14 protein-coding genes are annotated in these 16,805 nt (G+C 74.2%); 3 read left to right on the top strand and 11 right to left on the bottom strand.

Features of this window, described 5'->3' with window-relative positions; all coding sequences use genetic code 11:
- Positions 1-86: 86 nt before the first annotated feature.
- A complete protein-coding gene (locus tag Ae331Ps2_RS16505; RefSeq protein WP_075307872.1) occupies positions 87-1,256 on the bottom strand; it encodes a thiolase family protein in 1,170 nt (389 codons plus the stop codon).
- A 316-nt stretch (positions 1,257-1,572) separates the two neighbouring features.
- Here Ae331Ps2_RS16505 and Ae331Ps2_RS16515 point away from each other — a divergent pair, with 316 nt between their 5' ends.
- Positions 1,573-2,886, top strand: coding sequence for a TMEM165/GDT1 family protein (locus tag Ae331Ps2_RS16515; RefSeq protein WP_075312242.1), 1,314 nt, complete (start codon positions 1,573-1,575; stop codon positions 2,884-2,886).
- Between the two features lie 173 nt (positions 2,887-3,059).
- Here Ae331Ps2_RS16515 and Ae331Ps2_RS16520 read toward each other — a convergent pair whose 3' ends face one another.
- From Ae331Ps2_RS16520 to Ae331Ps2_RS16550, 8 genes are all read right to left on the bottom strand, one after another.
- On the bottom strand, positions 3,060-4,289 hold the full coding sequence (locus Ae331Ps2_RS16520; protein ID WP_075307870.1) for an acyl-CoA dehydrogenase family protein: 1,230 nt from the start codon (positions 4,287-4,289) through the stop codon (positions 3,060-3,062).
- A 183-nt stretch (positions 4,290-4,472) separates the two neighbouring features.
- Positions 4,473-4,568, bottom strand: a complete 96-nt coding sequence (locus Ae331Ps2_RS34275) for a putative leader peptide (RefSeq protein WP_369804811.1) — start codon at positions 4,566-4,568, stop codon at positions 4,473-4,475.
- 138 nt (positions 4,569-4,706) lie between these two features.
- Positions 4,707-5,825, bottom strand: coding sequence for a dimethylsulfone monooxygenase SfnG (sfnG, locus tag Ae331Ps2_RS16525; RefSeq protein ID WP_043276063.1), 1,119 nt, complete (start codon positions 5,823-5,825; stop codon positions 4,707-4,709).
- A 328-nt stretch (positions 5,826-6,153) separates the two neighbouring features.
- Positions 6,154-8,124 (bottom strand): amino acid transporter, encoded by a 1,971-nt coding sequence (locus tag Ae331Ps2_RS16530; protein WP_139318792.1) that lies wholly within the window; start codon positions 8,122-8,124, stop codon positions 6,154-6,156.
- A 195-nt stretch (positions 8,125-8,319) separates the two neighbouring features.
- Positions 8,320-9,828, bottom strand: coding sequence for a tripartite tricarboxylate transporter permease (locus Ae331Ps2_RS16535; protein ID WP_075312238.1), 1,509 nt, complete (start codon positions 9,826-9,828; stop codon positions 8,320-8,322).
- Between the two features lie 16 nt (positions 9,829-9,844).
- On the bottom strand, positions 9,845-10,378 hold the full coding sequence (locus Ae331Ps2_RS16540; RefSeq protein WP_075307868.1) for a tripartite tricarboxylate transporter TctB family protein: 534 nt from the start codon (positions 10,376-10,378) through the stop codon (positions 9,845-9,847).
- Entirely contained in the window at positions 10,375-11,454 is a 1,080-nt protein-coding gene (locus Ae331Ps2_RS16545) for a tripartite tricarboxylate transporter substrate binding protein (RefSeq protein ID WP_083695641.1), read from the bottom strand. Before Ae331Ps2_RS16545 ends, Ae331Ps2_RS16540 begins: the two co-directional genes overlap by 4 nt.
- A gap of 139 nt (positions 11,455-11,593) precedes the next feature.
- Positions 11,594-12,616, bottom strand: a complete 1,023-nt coding sequence (locus Ae331Ps2_RS16550) for a Bug family tripartite tricarboxylate transporter substrate binding protein (protein WP_371335637.1) — start codon at positions 12,614-12,616, stop codon at positions 11,594-11,596.
- A 323-nt stretch (positions 12,617-12,939) separates the two neighbouring features.
- Here Ae331Ps2_RS16550 and Ae331Ps2_RS16555 point away from each other — a divergent pair, with 323 nt between their 5' ends.
- Together Ae331Ps2_RS16555 and Ae331Ps2_RS16560 are read left to right on the top strand one after the other, a co-directional pair.
- Complete coding sequence (locus tag Ae331Ps2_RS16555; RefSeq protein WP_075307866.1) at positions 12,940-14,568, top strand: ATP-binding protein; 1,629 nt, start codon at positions 12,940-12,942, stop codon at positions 14,566-14,568.
- Positions 14,565-15,263 (top strand): response regulator, encoded by a 699-nt coding sequence (locus tag Ae331Ps2_RS16560; RefSeq protein ID WP_020621798.1) that lies wholly within the window; start codon positions 14,565-14,567, stop codon positions 15,261-15,263. Before Ae331Ps2_RS16555 ends, Ae331Ps2_RS16560 begins: the two co-directional genes overlap by 4 nt.
- Here Ae331Ps2_RS16560 and Ae331Ps2_RS16565 read toward each other — a convergent pair.
- Together Ae331Ps2_RS16565 and mihF are read right to left on the bottom strand one after the other, a co-directional pair.
- Positions 15,245-16,303, bottom strand: coding sequence for an alpha/beta fold hydrolase (locus tag Ae331Ps2_RS16565; protein WP_249265266.1), 1,059 nt, complete (start codon positions 16,301-16,303; stop codon positions 15,245-15,247). The two genes, Ae331Ps2_RS16560 and Ae331Ps2_RS16565, sit on opposite strands and share 19 nt — an antisense overlap.
- Before the next feature lie 112 nt (positions 16,304-16,415).
- Positions 16,416-16,727, bottom strand: a complete 312-nt coding sequence (gene mihF, locus Ae331Ps2_RS16570; protein ID WP_020621796.1) for an integration host factor, actinobacterial type — start codon at positions 16,725-16,727, stop codon at positions 16,416-16,418.
- Between the last annotated feature and the right edge of the window lie 78 nt (positions 16,728-16,805).

Genomic DNA, 16,805 nt, shown 5'->3' on the forward strand with positions numbered 1-16,805 from the left:
TCCCACGGTGAGGACCCGGCCCCGGCGCGGCGAGCGCGGCCCCGCCGAGGACCCCCACCCACAGCACGGGGCGGAACCTGGACGGTCTAGGCGACCAGCTCCACGATCGTCGCGTTGGCGGTTCCGCCGCCCTCGCACATGGTCTGCAGCCCGTAGCGGATCCCGCGGTCGCGCATGTGGTGCACCAGGCGGGTGAGCAGCACGGTGCCCGAGGCGCCCAGCGGGTGCCCGACGGCGATCGCCCCGCCGAGCGGGTTGAGCACGGCGTCGTCGGCGCCCAGTTCGGCCTGCCAGGCCAGCGGGACCGGCGCGAACGCCTCGTTGACCTCGCACGCGCCGATGTCACCGATCGACAGCCCGGAGCGCTTCAGCACCTTCTGCGTCGCCGGGATGGGGCCGGTCAGCATCCGCAGCGGGTCGGCGCCGGACACGGCCCCGGAGTGGTAGCGGACGATCGGGGTCAGGCCGAGCTCGCGGGCCTTCTCCGGGGTGGTGACCAGCACCGCCGACGCGCCGTCGGAGATCTGCGAGCTGTTCCCGGCGTGGATCACCCCGTCCGCGGAGAACGACGGCTTCAGCGCGGCCAGGGTGTCGGTGGTGGTCCCGCGGCGCAGGCCCTCGTCGGCGGCGAACCCGGGCGCCCCGGGTACCTCGACGAGCTGGTCGTCGAACGCGCCGGCGTCGATCGCGGCGGCGGCGAGCTCGTGGGACCGGGCGGCGTAGGTGTCGAGCCGGGTCCGCGACAGCGTCCAGTCCCGGGCGATCCGCTCGGCGCCGACACCCTGGTTGAAGTCGCCGTTCGGGAACTCCCCGGACTCCAGGTCGGCGCGGTAGCGCTCGCGCACCAGCGGTCCGTAAGGACGCCCCAGGTCGCGGCCCGCGGCCAGCGGGACCCGGGTCATGGATTCCACCCCACCGGCGACGACGACGTCGTACTGCCCGGCCAGCACCATCCCGGCCGCGAAGTCGAACGAGGACTGGCTCGACCCGCACGCCCGGTTCACCGTCACCCCGGGCACCGACTCCGGCCAGCCCGCGGCGAGCAGGGCGTAGCGGCCGATCTGCGCGGCCTGGTCGCCGACCTGGTTCACGCAGCCCCACACGACGTCGTCGACGACGGCGGGGTCGATCCCGGTCCGCTCGACCAGGGCGGTCAGCACGGCGGCGGACAGGTCGACCGGGTGGACCTCGGCCAGCGAACCCTTCCGCTTCCCGATCGGTGTGCGGACGGCGGCACAGACGACGGCCTCGGGCATGACGGGTCCTCCTCGGTCACCGGTGACACGACTCGTTCGCGACGCTAAGCCATCGCAGGGGGTCGGCGCTGAGAGGGCGGTCACACCATCGGATGCGCATCAGGTGTCGAGCCGCTCTGGATCGATGAGGTACCGTCTCCTCGTACGCGAAGGGGAGTAGCTCCCAACGCTGCGCTCGACATACTGGTCCGCCTCGTCCTGCGACGGCCGACCCGGGCGCAGCGGCCTGACCACCACCAGGCGAGCGAGACCTTCGATCCGGATACACCGGATCGAGGGCACCCATCCTCGGTCCGGTCGAGATCGAGGGATGGACATGGATGGATTCCTGATCGCGTTCGCGGTCAGCTTCGGCGTCATCTTCGTGGCCGAGCTGGGCGACAAGTCGCAGCTCATGGCCCTCACGTTCGCGACGCGCTTCAACGCGATCCCGGTCCTGATCGGGATCACGATCGCCACCTCGGTGACCCACCTCGTGTCGGTCGCCGTCGGCTACGGCCTGGGTGCGTCGATCCCGACCGGCTGGATCGCGCTGGTCGCCGCGGTCGCCTTCCTGGCGTTCGGCGCCTGGACGCTGCGCGGTGACAGCCTCTCCGAGGACGAGGAGGCCAAGGCCAGGCGGGCCGGCGGGTCCGCCGTCGTCGCCGCGTCGGTCGCGTTCTTCCTCGCCGAGCTCGGTGACAAGACGATGCTCGCGACGATCACCCTGGCCGCCCAGCACGGCACCCTCGCCGGGTCGATCGGCATCTGGGCCGGATCCACGGCCGGCATGGTCGCCGCGGACGCGCTGGCCATCGTCGTCGGGCGCCAGCTCGGCAAGCGGCTCCCGGAGCGGGCCATCTCGATCGGCGCCGCGGTGATGTTCTTCGTCTTCGGCGCCTGGCTGCTGTACGAGGCCGTCCCGCAGGTGTGGGGCGAGAACGCCTGGGCCCGCGTGTTCGACGTCGCCGGGCACCACGGGCTCGGGTGGGCCGCGCTGGTGTTGGGGGCGCTCGCCGTGGGCGTCGGGCTGTGGTTCCGCGGTCGCGCGCACCGTGCCCGCGGGGAGCGCAGGCTCGACGTCGCCCGGAACCCGGGCAGCCCGGCCTGGTGGGCCCGCACGCTGTTCGTGCTGGCCGCGGTCCTCGGCTTCGGGGCGCCGCTGCTGGTGGCCCTCGACGTGCTGCAGCCGATCTCGGTGCTGGCCCGGCCGGCGGTCGCCGTCGTCGGGGCGGGGCTGCTGCTGCTCGGGTTCGCCGTCGTCGCGGTCGCGATGCTGCAGCTCGGCACGGTGTGGCGCCGCTCGGCCGCCGAGGCCGGTGCGGCCGCGGCCGGGGACCCGGACGCCGCACGACGCCCGGTGCTCGCCACCGGCGGGATCTACCGCCGTGTCCGCAACCCCGCGCTGACCGGCCTGATCGTCGGGTGCGCCGGGATGCTGTTCATGGCCCCGACCCTGCTCGGAGTGCTCGCCGGGGTGCTGATCCTGGTCGCGGTGCAGATCCAGGCCCGCGCGGTCTACGAGCCCGGCCTGGGCAGTGCACTCGGCCCCGAGTACGCCGAGTACCGCGCCCGGACCGGGCGGTTCCTCCCGCGGGTCCGCACCGACCGCACCCCCGCGGGAGAGGGCGATCGCACGACCGTCGGCTGAGCGCCCCGCCGACGGCCCCGCCGACTCCACGGCCCCGCCGACTCCACGGCCCCGCCGACTCCACGGCCCCGCTGACTCTCAGACACCGATGACTCCGCGGCACCGCCGCGCGACGACACCGCCCGCCCCAGTGCGACCGGGGCGGGCGGTGTCGTGTCCGGGGGATCCCGGGATCAGGTGTACCAGGTCGGCTCGGGCAGCTCGTCGCGCAGCACCCACGCCCCGACCTCGCGCCGCTTGTAGGCGACCGGGTCGTGCAGGGTGTGGGTGCGCACGTCGCGCCAGAAGCGGTCGAAGCCGAGCTCGGTCCGGGTCGCCCGCGCGCCGAGTCCCTCGAAGATCCCGCCGGTGATCTCCAGCGCGACCTCGGTGGCCCGCGCCTTCACCGCGGCGACGCGCACCTCGTGCTCGCCGCGCTGCTCGGCGGTCACGGCGTCGGCGTCGTCGTGCAGCCGCTGCTGCTCGGCCGCGACGGCGTCGGCCAGCGCCTCCACCGCCCAGAGCTTGGCCGTGTAGTCGCCGTAGAGGTCGAGCTGGTAGGGCTCGTCGACGGCTCGCTCGTGGCCGCCGTAGAGCCACGGCCGAGTCCGGGTGCGGGTGTACTCCGCGCCCGCCTCCAGGGCCCCGCGCGCGATCCCCAGGTAGAACGCGACGAACACCAGCTGGATCACCGGCACGTTGAAGGTGTTGTAGACGCGCGGGGCGAACACCTTGTCGGTGAACCCGGCGGCCGACGCCCACGGCACCCGCACACCCGAGACCGTGACGCTTCCCGACTCCGACAGGCGCAGGCCGATGTTGTCCCAGTCGTCGCCGTAGACGATGCCCTCCTGGGCGCTCGGCACGATGGCGAACACGTGGGTGTCGGTGTTCTCGATGACGCCCTCCAGCACGGTCACGTCGGAGACCCGGCTGCCGGTGGAGAAGCTCTTGCGGCCGTCGTAGACGAGCTCGTCGCCCTCGTCGCGGATGGTCAGGTCCTCGTCGCGGGGGTTGACCGCGCCGCCGAAGAACCAGCGTTCGCGGGTCGCCTGCTCCTCGACCGCCGCGATCTGCTCGGGCGTGCCGACCAGGCGCGCGGCCCAGAACCACAGCAGGTGGTAGCCGAGCAGCTGCCCGATCGAGCCGTCGCCGGCCGCGACCTCGCGGATCACCCGGTAGGCGACGGTCCAGTCCTGGCCCCCGCCCCCGTGCTCGACCGGGCCGAGCAGGGTGACCAGGCCGGAGGCCTTCAGCAGGGCGACCTCGGCGTGCGGGGTGGCGCCGGCGCGCTCGCGGGCGGCGGCGTCGCGGGCCAGGACGGCGCGGACCTCGCCGGCGCGGGCGATCCAGCCCGCGGCGTCGGTGGGTACGGGGTCCCAGGACTCGGTCACGGTCTCGGGACGGATCTCGGTGGTGGTCATGGGTGACTCCTCGTCGTGCAGGGAGCCGGGCACCTCGACGGCACGCCACGGGCGCCCGGGTGCGGGCGCGCCACGACGGTGCGCGGGGGAGGGGGCCCGGCTGCGGGAACGGTGCCGGGCGATCACCGGCGGGACGGACGCCCGCCGGCCGTCACACGCGGAGAGGTGCGACGGGGACGCCGGTCAGCGACAGAGCGAGGAGGTCACACGCGAGAGGTCGACGTGGCGTCGACGGGTGAGCTCGGTGTTCGGCACGGTCCCAGTGTTCGGGTAGGTCACCGCGGAAGTCAACGAGACGTTCCCGGAAATGGGACGCGGCGCGGGATGTCCGGTCAGGACGGTCCCCGGGGACGCGCACGGGCCCGGCGACGACGGTCGCCGGGCCCGTGCGGGCAGGTGTCGGTCGGACGCCGCCGGTCAGACGGCGGTCAGCTGCGGCTCGCGGGCGGCGAGCTCGGCCTCCTTCTCCCGGATGATCGGGAGCACCTTCGCGCCGAAGTACTCGACCTCCTCCTGGAAGTGCAGGAAGCCGAGCAGCAGCAGGTTCGCGCCGCGCCGCTTGTACTCGATCGCGCGGTCGGCGATCTGCTCCGGGGTGCCGATGAGCTGGGTCCGGAAACCGTCGTTGTACTGGACGAGGTCCTCGAAGGAGGAGTCGGCCCACATGCCGCGCTTGTCGCCGGTGGAGTTGCCGGCCTGCTGGACGGCGTCGCGGAAACCCTCGACGGCCGGCCGGTTCGCCTTCTCGATGATCTCGCGCAGGGTGTCCCGGGCCTCCTTCTCGTCGTCGCGGGCGATCATGAAGCCGTTGAGGCCGAACCGGACCGGCTGCAGACGCTCGGCGGTCTTCGCGTGGCCGAGGACCTCCTCGACCTGCTCGGAGAAGCCGTCGTAGTCCTTGCCGTTGGAGAAGTACCAGTCCGACACGGTGCCGCCGTTGTAGCGGGCCGCGGTGGAGTTGCCACCCTGGAAGATCTCCGGGTGCGGACGGCCCGGGACATCGAGCGGGCGCGGCTTGAGGTCGAAGTCGCGGATCCGGTAGAAGTCGCCGGCGAACTCGGCGCCACCGTCGGAGGTCCAGATCTCGCGCAGCACCCGGATGAACTCGTTGCTGCGGCGGTAGCGCTCGTCGTGCTCGAGCCACGGCTGGCCCATCGCGGTGAACTCGGCCTTCAGCCAGCCGGAGACGACGTTGACCGCGAGCCGGCCGTTCGTCAGGTGGTCGGCGGTGGCGACCCACTTGGCCAGCACCGAGGGCTCCCACAGGCCGGGGTGGACGGCGGCGATCACCGTGAGCCGCTCGGTGGCCAGCCCCAGCGCGAGGGAGAACGCGGTGGCCTCGTGCTGGTGGTCGGCGCCGTAGCTGGCCATGTAGCGGATCTGGGACAGCGCGTACTCGAAGCCGTTGTTCTCGGCGGTCTGCGCCAGCTTCTTGTTGTACTCGAAGCCCCAGTCGGTGCGCTGTTCGATGGTGCTGGTGACCAGCCCACCGGAGACGTTCGGGACCCAGTACGCGAACTTCAGCGGCTCCTGGATCCGGGTGTTGGGCGTGGTGTCGAGAGCATCGGACACGGGAGACTCCTCGGGGGTGTGCCGGGCACGGCAGACGGGCGCACGACGGCGCCGGAAAGAGAGGAAAGAGGGAGGAAACGGACCTGCGGTGACGCGATCAGCGACAGGCCTGGCTCACGACGACGAGGTTGTCGACGTGACGGCGTCGGGTCAGCAGGAAGCCGGTCACGGTCCCACCGAACCCGCAGAGCCGGTGGGTGTCAACCGGATGCCGGGGAGATCACCGCGGGGCCCCCACCGAGATCCGCGAGGACGTCGTCCGCGGGACCCACGCCGGCCACCACGGGCCGCCCTAACCGACGTGCACCACGGGGCGCCGGGCCACGTCGGGCTCGGCCTTCCGCAGGATCTCCCGGGTGATCGGCGCGACCTCGCCGACCCCGGTGAACAGGTACCGGCCGAAGTGGCGCACCGGGTTGCCCTCGGTCCAGTCGAAGTAGGCGTGCGGGGCGGTGCCGGTGACGTCGCGCAGGTGCAGCAGCAGCGCGGCGATCGCGTTCGGGACCGAGGGCGCCGACGTCGTCAGCACCCGGTAGGGGCCGCGCCGCTCGCCGCGCACGGTGATGCCCGACTCGAACTCCGACGGGTCGGTGACGGTGACCTCGACCAGCACCACCCGGTCGGGGTCGGGGATGTGGTGGTCCTCGGTCTCCTCGGCGAGCTTCTCCCGGTACTCCTCGTCGCGGGCGACGCTGTCCCGCTCACCGGGGCGAGGCTCGTGCGCGACCAGGCGCAGCGGCCGGCCGGAGCCGGAGCACTCGTCGAGGAACCCGCGGGCGGTGTCGTCGAGGGTGACGTCGGTGACGCGCAGCTCGAACGCGCGCAGGGTGCGCGACAGCAGCGACACCACCAGGATCCCGGCGATGAAGCAGGCGGCGATCTTCACCCCCTCCGGCCGTTCGACGACGTTCGCCACCGTCGTGTAGACGAACACGAGCGCGATCAGCACGAACGCGACGACGGCCGGGCGGCTCCCGGTGCGCCGCACCGACAAGGCGACGGCGACCGCCGCGGAGGTCATCAGCACCAGCACGCCCGTGGCGTAGGCCCCGCCCTGGGCGTCGACGTCGGCGTCGAACAGCACGGTCACCCCGAACGCGACGACCAGCACCACCAGGACCAGCGGCCGCGCGGCCCTGGCCCAGGACGGCGCCATGCCGTAGCGGGGCAGGAACCGGGGCACCAGGTTGAGCAGGCCCGCCATGGCCGAGGCCCCGGCGAACCACAGGATCGCGATCGTGGACAGGTCGTAGACGGTGCCGACGACGTTCCCCAGGTCGCGGTGGGCGAGGAACGCCAGCGCCCGGCCGTTCGCCTGCCCGCCGGGGGCGAAGTCCGCCTCGGGGATCAGCAGCACGGTCACGACGCTGGAGGTCACCAGGAAGGTGCTCATGATCAGCGCGGCGACGGTGAGCAGCCGCCGGGTGCCCGCGATCCGGCCCTCCGGGCGGTCCTCGGTGTCACCGTCGCGGCCCCGGACCAGCGGCATCACCGACACCCCGGTCTCGAACCCGGACAGGCCCAGCGCGAGCTTGGGGAACACGATCAGCGCGATCCCCACCATCAGCAGCGGGTCCGGGTAGCGGGACACGAGCAGCGCCGACCAGTCCGCGACGACGTGCGGCGCCGTGACGATCCGGACCAGCCCGTCGACCACGACGACGGCGTTGAGCACCAGGTAGACCGCGACCAGCGCGACCGCGATCCGGATGGCCTCGGAGAACCCGGCGAGGAACACCCCGCCGAGCAGCGCGAGCAGCAGCAGCGTGATCAGCACGTTCTGCCCCTGCAGCGCGGCGGGGGCCAGCGGGTTCTGCACCAGGTGCGCGGTGGCGTCGGCCGCGGACAGCGTCATCGTGATGAGGAAGTCGGTGGCCGCGAACCCGAGCAGGACCAGGACGAACACCTTGCCGCGCCACCCGGGCAGCAGCCGCTCCAGCATCGCGATGGAGCCCTCGCCGTGCGGGCTCTCCCGGGCGACGCGGCGGTAGACCGGCAGTGCGCCGAGCAGCGTCACCGCGACCAGGACCAGGGTGGCGACGGGGGAGAGCACGCCGGCGGCGAGCGCCGCGATCCCCGGTTGGTAGCCCAGCGTCGAGAAGTAGTCGACGCCGGTCAGGCACATGACCTTCCACCAGGGATGGCGCGGGTGCTCCGGCTCGGGCCGGGTGTGCGGCCCGAGCCGTTCGGGCCGGTGCGCGTCCTGCAGGAGCCAGGAGCCCACCCGGTCGCGGACCCGTCGCGGGGTCTTGGTGATCGCCACCGGCCCAGGATTGCGCCCCGACACGGTCGTCGCCAGCCATGACGTGATCCGCTGCGCGCGCGGTGATCCGTCGTGCGCGTGCGTCCGGATGCGCGCGGCGAACGGATCACCGCGCGCACCGTGGGCAGCGCTGTCGTGCCGACGACGCCCCGCGGCCGGTGCGGCCGCGGGACGTCGTCGGGGTCGCCGTCCGGGTCAGACCGTCTCGGACTCCCGGTCGCCGCGCTGGGCGCGGACCGCCCGGAGCACGACCGGGGCGACCAGCAGGATCGCGATCAGCGAGTACACCACCACCGCCAGCGGGGTGGAGACCAGCGTCGTGACGTCGCCATCGGCGATCTGCAGGGCGCGGCGCAGCTGCAGCTCCGCATCCGGGCCGAGGATGACCCCGATGATCGCCGGCAGCACCGGCAGCCCGAACCGGCGCATCAGGAACCCGATCCCGCCGATCGCGAGCAGCACCAGCAGGTCGACCGGCTGGCCGGACACGGCGTAGGCGCCGACGCAGGCGAAGAACAGGATCCCCGCGTACAGGTACGGCCGCGGGATCCGCAGCAGCTTCGCCCAGGCCGGGGCCAGCGGCAGGTTCAGCACCAGCAGCATGACCAGGCCGATGAACAGGCTCGCGATGAGCGTCCAGACCAGGTCCGGCTCCTTCTGGAACAGCAGCGGGCCGGGCTGGATGCCGAACTGCTGGAACGCGGCGAGCATGACGGCGGCGATCGCCGTCGTCGGCAGGCCGAGGGTCAGCATCGTCGCCAGCGTCCCCGCCGACGACGCGCTGGCCGCCGACTCCGGCCCGGCGACGCCCTCGATGGCACCCTTCCCGAACTGCTCCGGGTGCTTCGACAGCTTCCGCTCCGTCACGTACGCCATGAACGTCGACATCTCGGCGCCGCCGGCCGGGATCGAGCCGAAGCCGAACCCGATGAACGGTCCGCGCAGCCACGGCTTCCAGGTGCGCCGCAGGTCCTCGCGGCCCAGCCACGGACGGCCGACCGGGATGACCTCCTGCGGGCGTCGTCGCAGGTGGGCGGCCACCCACAGCGCCTCGCCGATCGCGAACAACCCGACCGCGACGATGATGACGTCGATGCCGTCGGCCAGCTGCGGCACCCCGAAGGTGAGCCGCGGCTGCCCGGAGATCGGGTCGAGCCCGACCAGGCCGATCGTGAGGCCCAGCGCGAGCGCGGCGAACCCGCGGACCCGCGAGGCGCCCAGCACGCCGCTCACGGCGACGAAGGCCAGCACCATGATCGCGAAGTAGTCCGGGGCGCCGATGTCGACGGCCACCGAGGCGATCAGCGGGGCGACCAGGACCAGCCCGGTCACGCCGACGATGCCGCCGATGAAGTGCCCGATCGCGGCGGTGGCGAGCGCCTGGGCGCCGCGCCCGGACTTCGCCATCGGGTTGCCCTCGATGGCCGCCATCACCGACGCGGACTCGCCGGGGGTGTTGAGCAGGATCGACGTCGTCGAACCGCCGAACATGGCCCCGAAGTAGATGCCGGCGAACATGATGAACGCACCGGTCGGGTCGAAGGCGTAGGTCACCGGCAGCAGCAGCGCCACCGCCATCGCCGGGCCGATGCCCGGCAGCACGCCGATCGCGGTGCCGAGCAGCACCCCGAACGCGGCGAACAACAGGTTCTGCGGGGTCAGCGCGTGCGCGAACCCGTTCATGAGCAGGTCGAACGTGCCCATCAGCACTGCACCTCGGTCATCCCAGAACCCCCATCAGCGGGCCGCCGGGCAGGTCGACGCCGAGCACGGCGTCGAACAGCACCCAGGTCAGCAGTGAGACCCCGGCGGCGATGCCGAGGTCGCGGAGCACCGCGCGCGAGCCGAGCGCGTAGGTGGCGCCCGCGAACAGGACGGTCCCGGCGATCGGCCACCCGGCGAGCGGGATCAGCGCCGCCGTCGCGACGATCACCCCGGCCAGCATCCCGACCGTGCGCAGGTCCATCGGCACCTCGAGGTCGACGTCCTCGCCGCCCTCGGCCTCGCCGCGGCCGCCGCGCAGGACGTCGACGGTCAGCAGCGCGGCCAGCACCAGCAGCGCCGCGCCGAGCACGAACGCGACGGTGCGCGGCCCGAGCGGGTCGGACGCGGTGCCGCCGCCGCCCTCGGCGAGGGTGTCGCCGAGCACCAGCAGGCCGGTGAGGGCCAGCAGGACCGACACACCCAGCTCGGAGTGCTCCTTCCACCAGGAGCGGGCGGTCCCGGTGTTCCCGGTGTCCCCGATGGTCGTCACGTCAGCCCCAACCCGGTCAGCACCCGCTCGACGCGGGCGTCCTCGTCGGCCAGGAACCGGCCGAACTCCGGCCCCGGCAGGTAGGCGTCCTGCCAGCCGTTGCGTGCCAGCACCTCGCGCCACTCCGGCGTCGTGTGCAGCTCGGCGTAGGCGCGCTCCAGCTCCGCGACGCCCTCGGGGTCCAGCCCCGGCGGCGCCACGACGCCGCGCCAGTTGGTGAACTCGACGTCGATGCCGGACTCGCGCAGTGTCGGCGCATCGAGGCCGGGCACGCGTTCGCCCGCGGTCACCGCGAGCACCCGCAGGTCGCCCGAGGCGATCTGGTCGGCGAACTCGCCGAGCCCGGACACCCCGAACGCGACCTTGCCGCCGAGGACCGCGGCGAGCAGCTCGCCGCCGCCGTCGTAGGAGATGTAGTTGACCGCACGCGGGTCCACCCCGGCTCCCTCGGCCATCAGCATCGGGGCCAGGTGGTCCGGGCCGCCGGGGGAGGAACCGCCGCCCACCGGGGTCTTCCCGGGCGCCGCCCGCCAGGCGGCCAGCAGGTCGCCCACGTTCCGCAACGGCGAGTCACCGGGGACGACGACGATCTCGGTCTCCTCGGTCAGCCGCGCGATCGGCGTGGTCTGCTCCAGCGTGGCCGGCGAGTCGTTGGAGTACACGCTGCCGACCACACCCAGGCCCATGCTCATCACGAGCCGGTCGTCGCCGGCTTCGTTGACGGTCCGGCCGAGCCCGACCGTGCCGCCCGCACCGGGCAGGTTGAAGACCTCGACCGACCCGGTCAGCCCGGCGTCCTCCATGGCCTTGGCCGCGCTGCGGGCGGTGACGTCGTAGCCGCCGCCGGGGGCGTTGGGGACGAGCATCCGCAGTCCGCGGAGCTGGGTGCCGTCGCCACCGCCGCCGATCGCACCGACCGCGGGCGGGACGAGCAGCAGGGCGGCCAGGACGGCCAGGACCGTGCCGACGAGAGGTCCGACCCGGGGCCGCGGCACGGGCGGCGCGGGGTCGTCCGGCGTGGGCCGGTGGTGCGAGGGCGGTTCCTGCGACTGCGGAGGGGCCGTCGACTGGGGCATGCGCGTCCGATCTCACCGTTGCGAAGCGAACGCGCTGAAGTGTGCGGGGTCACCCGACCGGTGTCTCCGTAACGGCTACAACGGTCCTTGTGGTCGTTTCGGTCATCGCGGACACGGCGCCGCGTGCGGGCCCGAGCGGTCAGCGCGACCGCAGGCCCAGCCCGCCCAGGACGTGCTCCACCCGTTCGTTCTCGGTGGCGGTGAACCGGGCGAAGTCCGCGCCCGGGAGCCAGGCGTCGTGCCAGCCGTTCGCGGCCAGCACCTGCCGCCACTGCGGGGTGGCACGCATCGCGGCGACGGCGTCGGCCAGCGCGGCGCGGTCGGCTTCGGACAGCCCGGGCGGCGCGACCAGCCCGCGCCAGTTGCTGAACTCGACGTCCACCCCGGACTCGCGCAGTGTCGGCACGTCGAGGCCGAGCACGCGTTCGCCGGCGGTCACCGCGAGCACCCGCAGGTCACCGGTCCCGATCTGGTCGGCGAACTCGCCCACCCCGGACACCGCGAAGGCCACCTCGCCGCGCAGCACCGCCGCGAGCAGCGGACCGCCGCCGTCGTAGGACGCGTAGTGGACCCGGGCGGGCGCGATGCCGGCGCCCTCGGCCAGCAGCATCGTCGCGAGGTGGTCCGGCCCGCCGACGGTCGAGCCGCCGCCGACGGTGAGCCCGCCGGGAGCGGCGTGCCAGGCGTCGAGCAGGGCGCGGACGTCCCGGTAGGGCGAGTCCGCGGGCACGACCACGATCTCCGACTCCTCGGTCAGCCGCGCGATCGGAGTCGTGTCGGCGAGCGAGAGCGGGGTGTCGCGCGAGGCGGTCGCCCCGACCACCCCGAGCCCCATGCTCATCAGCAGCCTGCCGTTGCCGGCCTCGCCCTCGACCCGGCCGAGCCCGGCGATCCCGCCGGCACCGGACAGGTTGAACACCTCGACCGGACCGGTGATCCCGTTGTCGGACAACACCTTCGCCGCGCTGCGGGCGGTGACGTCGTAGCCGCCGCCCGGCGGGTTGGGCACGAGGATGCGCAGGTCGGACAGCGGCCGGGGCCCGCCGGTCAGCACGATCGGGACGACGACCGCGGCGAGGGCCAGCACGAGCACCGCGACCAGCGCGGCGAACGGGCCCCGGCGGGCGCGGCGGGCGGGCGGCGGCCCGCCGGGGCGCGCCACCGTCCCCACCATGCCCGCCCCCGTCGCCGTGTCGCTGCCGTGCCGTTGCAGCGCCGCTGTCGTGCCGCTGTCGTGCCGCTGCCTGCCGCCGCCGTCGGAGTCTGCGCGCCCGCGGCCGGGCCGGTCCACCGAGGGTGAGCCGCGCGACGCGTCGTCGTCCGCGGGCTCGGTCCCACGGTCCGCAGTCCCACGGTCCGCAGTCCCGCGGGCCGCGATCCATGGACCGTGCCCACGGATCGCAGTCCCACGGATCGCAGTCCCACGGATCGCGGTCCCACCGGTCGCGCGGTCGCCGCCGCGGGCACGCGCCCTACGCTGGGCGCATGCGACGGAGCGCCGGGGGGACCGGAGGGCCACTGGCCCGCCAGTTCCTCGTCTGGCAGCTGGTGGTCGTGGTCGTGCTGCTCGGCGCGGTCGCGGCGCTGGCCGCGGTGCAGTCGTCGGAGTCGTTCCGCGAGACCGAGGGGCGCCGGATGCTGTCGGTCGCCGAGGACGTCGCGTCCGTGCCGACCGTCCGCGAGGCGTTGCAGACCCGCCGCTACGACCTGCTGCCGTCGTTCGCCCGCAGCGCGGAGAACCTGTCCGGGGCCGACGAGATCGAGATCGTCGACGCCGGGCTGGTCGTGCGCACCTCACCCGACCCGTCCCGGGTCCGGCAGCGTTTCGATCCCGGCGCCAGCACCGCGCCGCGGGGCCGCGCCTGGGTCGGCAACTCCGACGGGCGCACCGTCGTCGCCCAGGTGCCGGTGATCGACGACCGGGGCGCCGTCGCCGGGCTGGTGTCGGCGGGGATCCGCGCGCCGTCGCTCTGGGAGTCCCTCGCCGGGGCCCGCGCCGAGACCGGCGCGCTGCTCGGACTGGCCCTGGGCCTCGGCGTCCTCGGGTCGCTGCTGCTCGCCCGCCGCGTCCGCCGCCAGACCCTCGGCCTGGAGCCGGACGAGATCGTCGAGCTGGTGCAGCGCCGGGAGGCGATGCTGCTCGGGATCAAGGAGGGCGTGGTCGGGCTGGACACCGCGAACCGGATCACCCTGCTCAACCCGGTCGCCCGCGAGCTGCTGCAGCTGCCCGGTGCCCGGGAGGGCGACGCCGTCGCCGACCTGGGGCTGGACGACCGGCTCCGCGAGGTCCTCACCGGCGCCGCCGACGGCGAGGACCAGCTCGTCCTGCTCGACACCCGGGCCCTGGTGCTCAACCGCCGCCCGGTCCGCGTCGACGGCCGCGACGTGGGCGCCGTGGTGACCCTGCGGGACCGCACCGAGCTCACCACCCTGCAGCACCGTCTCGACGCCTCGCACACCGTCACCGACACCCTGCGCGCGCAGGCCCACGAGTTCTCCAACCGGCTGCACACCATCGCCGGGCTCACCGAGCTCGGCGAGCACGACGAGGTGCGCCGGTTCGTCGCCGGGATCGTCGCCGCCTCGGAGGGCTGGCGACGCGAGGTCACCGCCAGCGTCGGCGACCCGGCGACGGCCGCGCTGCTCGTCGCGAAGAACAGCCAGGCCGCCGAGCGCGGCGTCGAGCTGGCCCTGGACCCGGAGTCCCGGCTCGACCCGACCGATCCCGACCACGACCCGGACCTGTCCGCCGACCTCGTGACCGTGCTCGGCAACCTGATCGACAACGCGATCGACGCGACCGCCGGGCACGAGGGCCCGCGCCGGATCGAGATCGGGCTCGCCGGCGGCGGCGACACCGACGGCGACGAGGTCTGGATCGAGGTCCGCGACTCCGGTCCCGGGATCGCCTCGGAGCTCGCCGAGGAGGTGTTCCGGGCCGGCTACTCCACCAAGGCCGCCGAGATCGGCGGCCGCGGGCTCGGCCTGGCCCTGGCCCGGCAGGCGTGCCTGCGCCGGGGTGGCACCATCGCGGTGCGGCCGGCGCCGGCCGGCAGGGCCGGTGCGGTCTTCGAGGCGGTGCTGCCGGTGGCGCCGACGGGGGTGCGGGTGTGAGGGTCCTGGTCGTCGACGACGACTTCATGGTCGCGAAGGTCCACTCCGGCTACGTGGAGCGGATCGAGGGCTGCACCGTGGTCGGCGTCGCGCACAACGGCGCCGACGCCCTCGACGCCGCCGCCCGGCTCCGCCCGGAGCTGGTGCTGCTCGACGTCTACCTCCCCGACATGTCCGGTCTGGAGGTGCTGACGCGGCTGCGCACCGGGGCCGCCGACGACCCGTTCGTGCTGGTCGTCACCGCCGCCGACGACTCCGACACGGTCGCCGCTGCGCTGCACGGCGGGGCGCTGCACTACCTGGTCAAGCCGTTCGACTCCGCCGCGCTCGCCGCCCAGGTGCACCGCGCGACGCGGATCCGGCGCGACCTGGACCGGGTCCGCGACCAGTCCGACATCGACCGGATCTTCGGCGGCACCGGTGCCGCCCCCGCCCGCACCCCCGGCGGCCCGGAACGCATGCCGAAGGGCCTCACCACCCCGACCGCCGAGCTCGTCGCGGGCACCCTGCGCGACCACTCGGGGACCGACGCGGAGGCCGACCTGTCGGCGACCGAGTGCGCCGAGGCCACCCGGCTGTCCCGGGTCAGCGCCCGCCGCTACCTGGAGCACTTCGTGTCGACCGGGCAGGTCACCGTACGGCTGCGCTACGGCGGCACCGGCCGCCCGGAGCGCCGCTACCGCTGGGTCGGCTGACCGGCCCCCGGCGGCGCCTGCTCCGCCTGCTGTGCTGCCGGGACGGCGTCCGCATCCGGTGTCGCCGGGTCGGCGTCCGCCTCCGGTGTCGCCGGGTCGGCGTCCGCCTCCTCGGCCTCGGCGGCGTGCTCCAGCAGCACCGCCGCGATCGGCTCGCACAGCAGGTCCGGCAGCGCGTGCCCCATCCCGTCGACGGTGACGAGCTGCGCCGCCGCCCCGATCCGCGCCGCCAGGTGGTCGGCGTGCGGCGGCGGGTGCACCGGGTCCTCCGGCGCCTCGACGACGAGAGTCGGCACCGTGACCGAGCCCAGCTCGCCGCCGCGGTCCAGCCCGTCGAGGTCGGCCTGGGCATGTGCGGTGCACGGCTCGACCCGCCCGGTGTGGTCCATGATCCGCCGCTCACGTGCGGCGAACTCGGCGCCGTCGAACGGCAGCACCCCGCCGGAGACCCGCCGCCAGTACTCGACCCGCCAGGCCAGCTCCCCGGCCTCGTCGCGCGGGTCGCCCAGCTCCTGCCACATCCGCCGGACGTCGCGGGTCGGGCCGGGCAGGTCGGCGTCGCCGGTGTCGAGCGCCGCGGAGCACGGCAGCGCCGCGGAACACAGCAGCGCCGCGCTGACCATGCGGTGCGGCGCGTCGAGCGCCAGCAGCTGGACCAGCGTCCCGCCCAGCCCCATCCCGACCAGGTGCGCCCGGCCGATCCCACAGCCGTCGAGCACCGCGAGCGCGTCGGTCGCGAGGTCGGTGACGGCGTAGGGCCGGTCCTCGAACGCGTGGGTGGAACGCCCGGTGTCACGGTGGTCGTAGCGGACCACCCGGTGCCGCTCGCGCAGGGCCTCGACCAGCGCGTCCGGCCAGCCGTACCCGGCCGAGCCCGCCCCGTTCACCAGCAGCACCGGCGCCGCCGGCGTCGGCCGGTGCGCGGGCAGGTCCTGCACCCAGAGGGTCACACCCGGCTCGGCCTCGACCGTACGCACGGTGCCCTGCGGCTCGACACCGGGCCGCTCCACACCGGGCCGCTCCACACCGGGGCTGTTCACACCGGGCAGGCTGCCAGACCGGCACGGACGCCCCGCCGGGGCCCGGCCCGGAACGCGCGACGGCCCGGTCCGCACAGGGCGGGCCGGGCCGTCGCGAGGCGCTGGGGGAAGGTCAGCCGACCTTCTCGATCAGCGCGGCGCGCTGACGGTCGCCGAGGCCGGCGGCACGACGCGACACGTCGATGCCGGCCTCCTCCATCACCTTGGAGACCTTCGCCGGGCCCCAGCCCGGGACGCTCTTCAGCAGATCGGCGACCTTGGTCTTGCCGACGATCTGGTCGGTCTTCGCGCGACCCAGCACAGCGGGGATGGTCTCCTCGCCGCTGGCGATCTTGTCGCGGAGCTCCTTGCGGGCGGTACGGGCCGCAGCCGCCTTCTTGAGCGCCTCGGCGCGCTGCTCCGGGGTCAGGGTGGGCAGAGCCATCGCTGACAACTCCTCTCGGTTCACGCACCCCGCTCACCGGGGTGGACTGCTATCTCCGATCGCGGTACAGACTGGCAG

Source organism: Pseudonocardia sp. Ae331_Ps2, assembly GCF_001932405.1.
Classification (GTDB): domain Bacteria; phylum Actinomycetota; class Actinomycetes; order Mycobacteriales; family Pseudonocardiaceae; genus Pseudonocardia.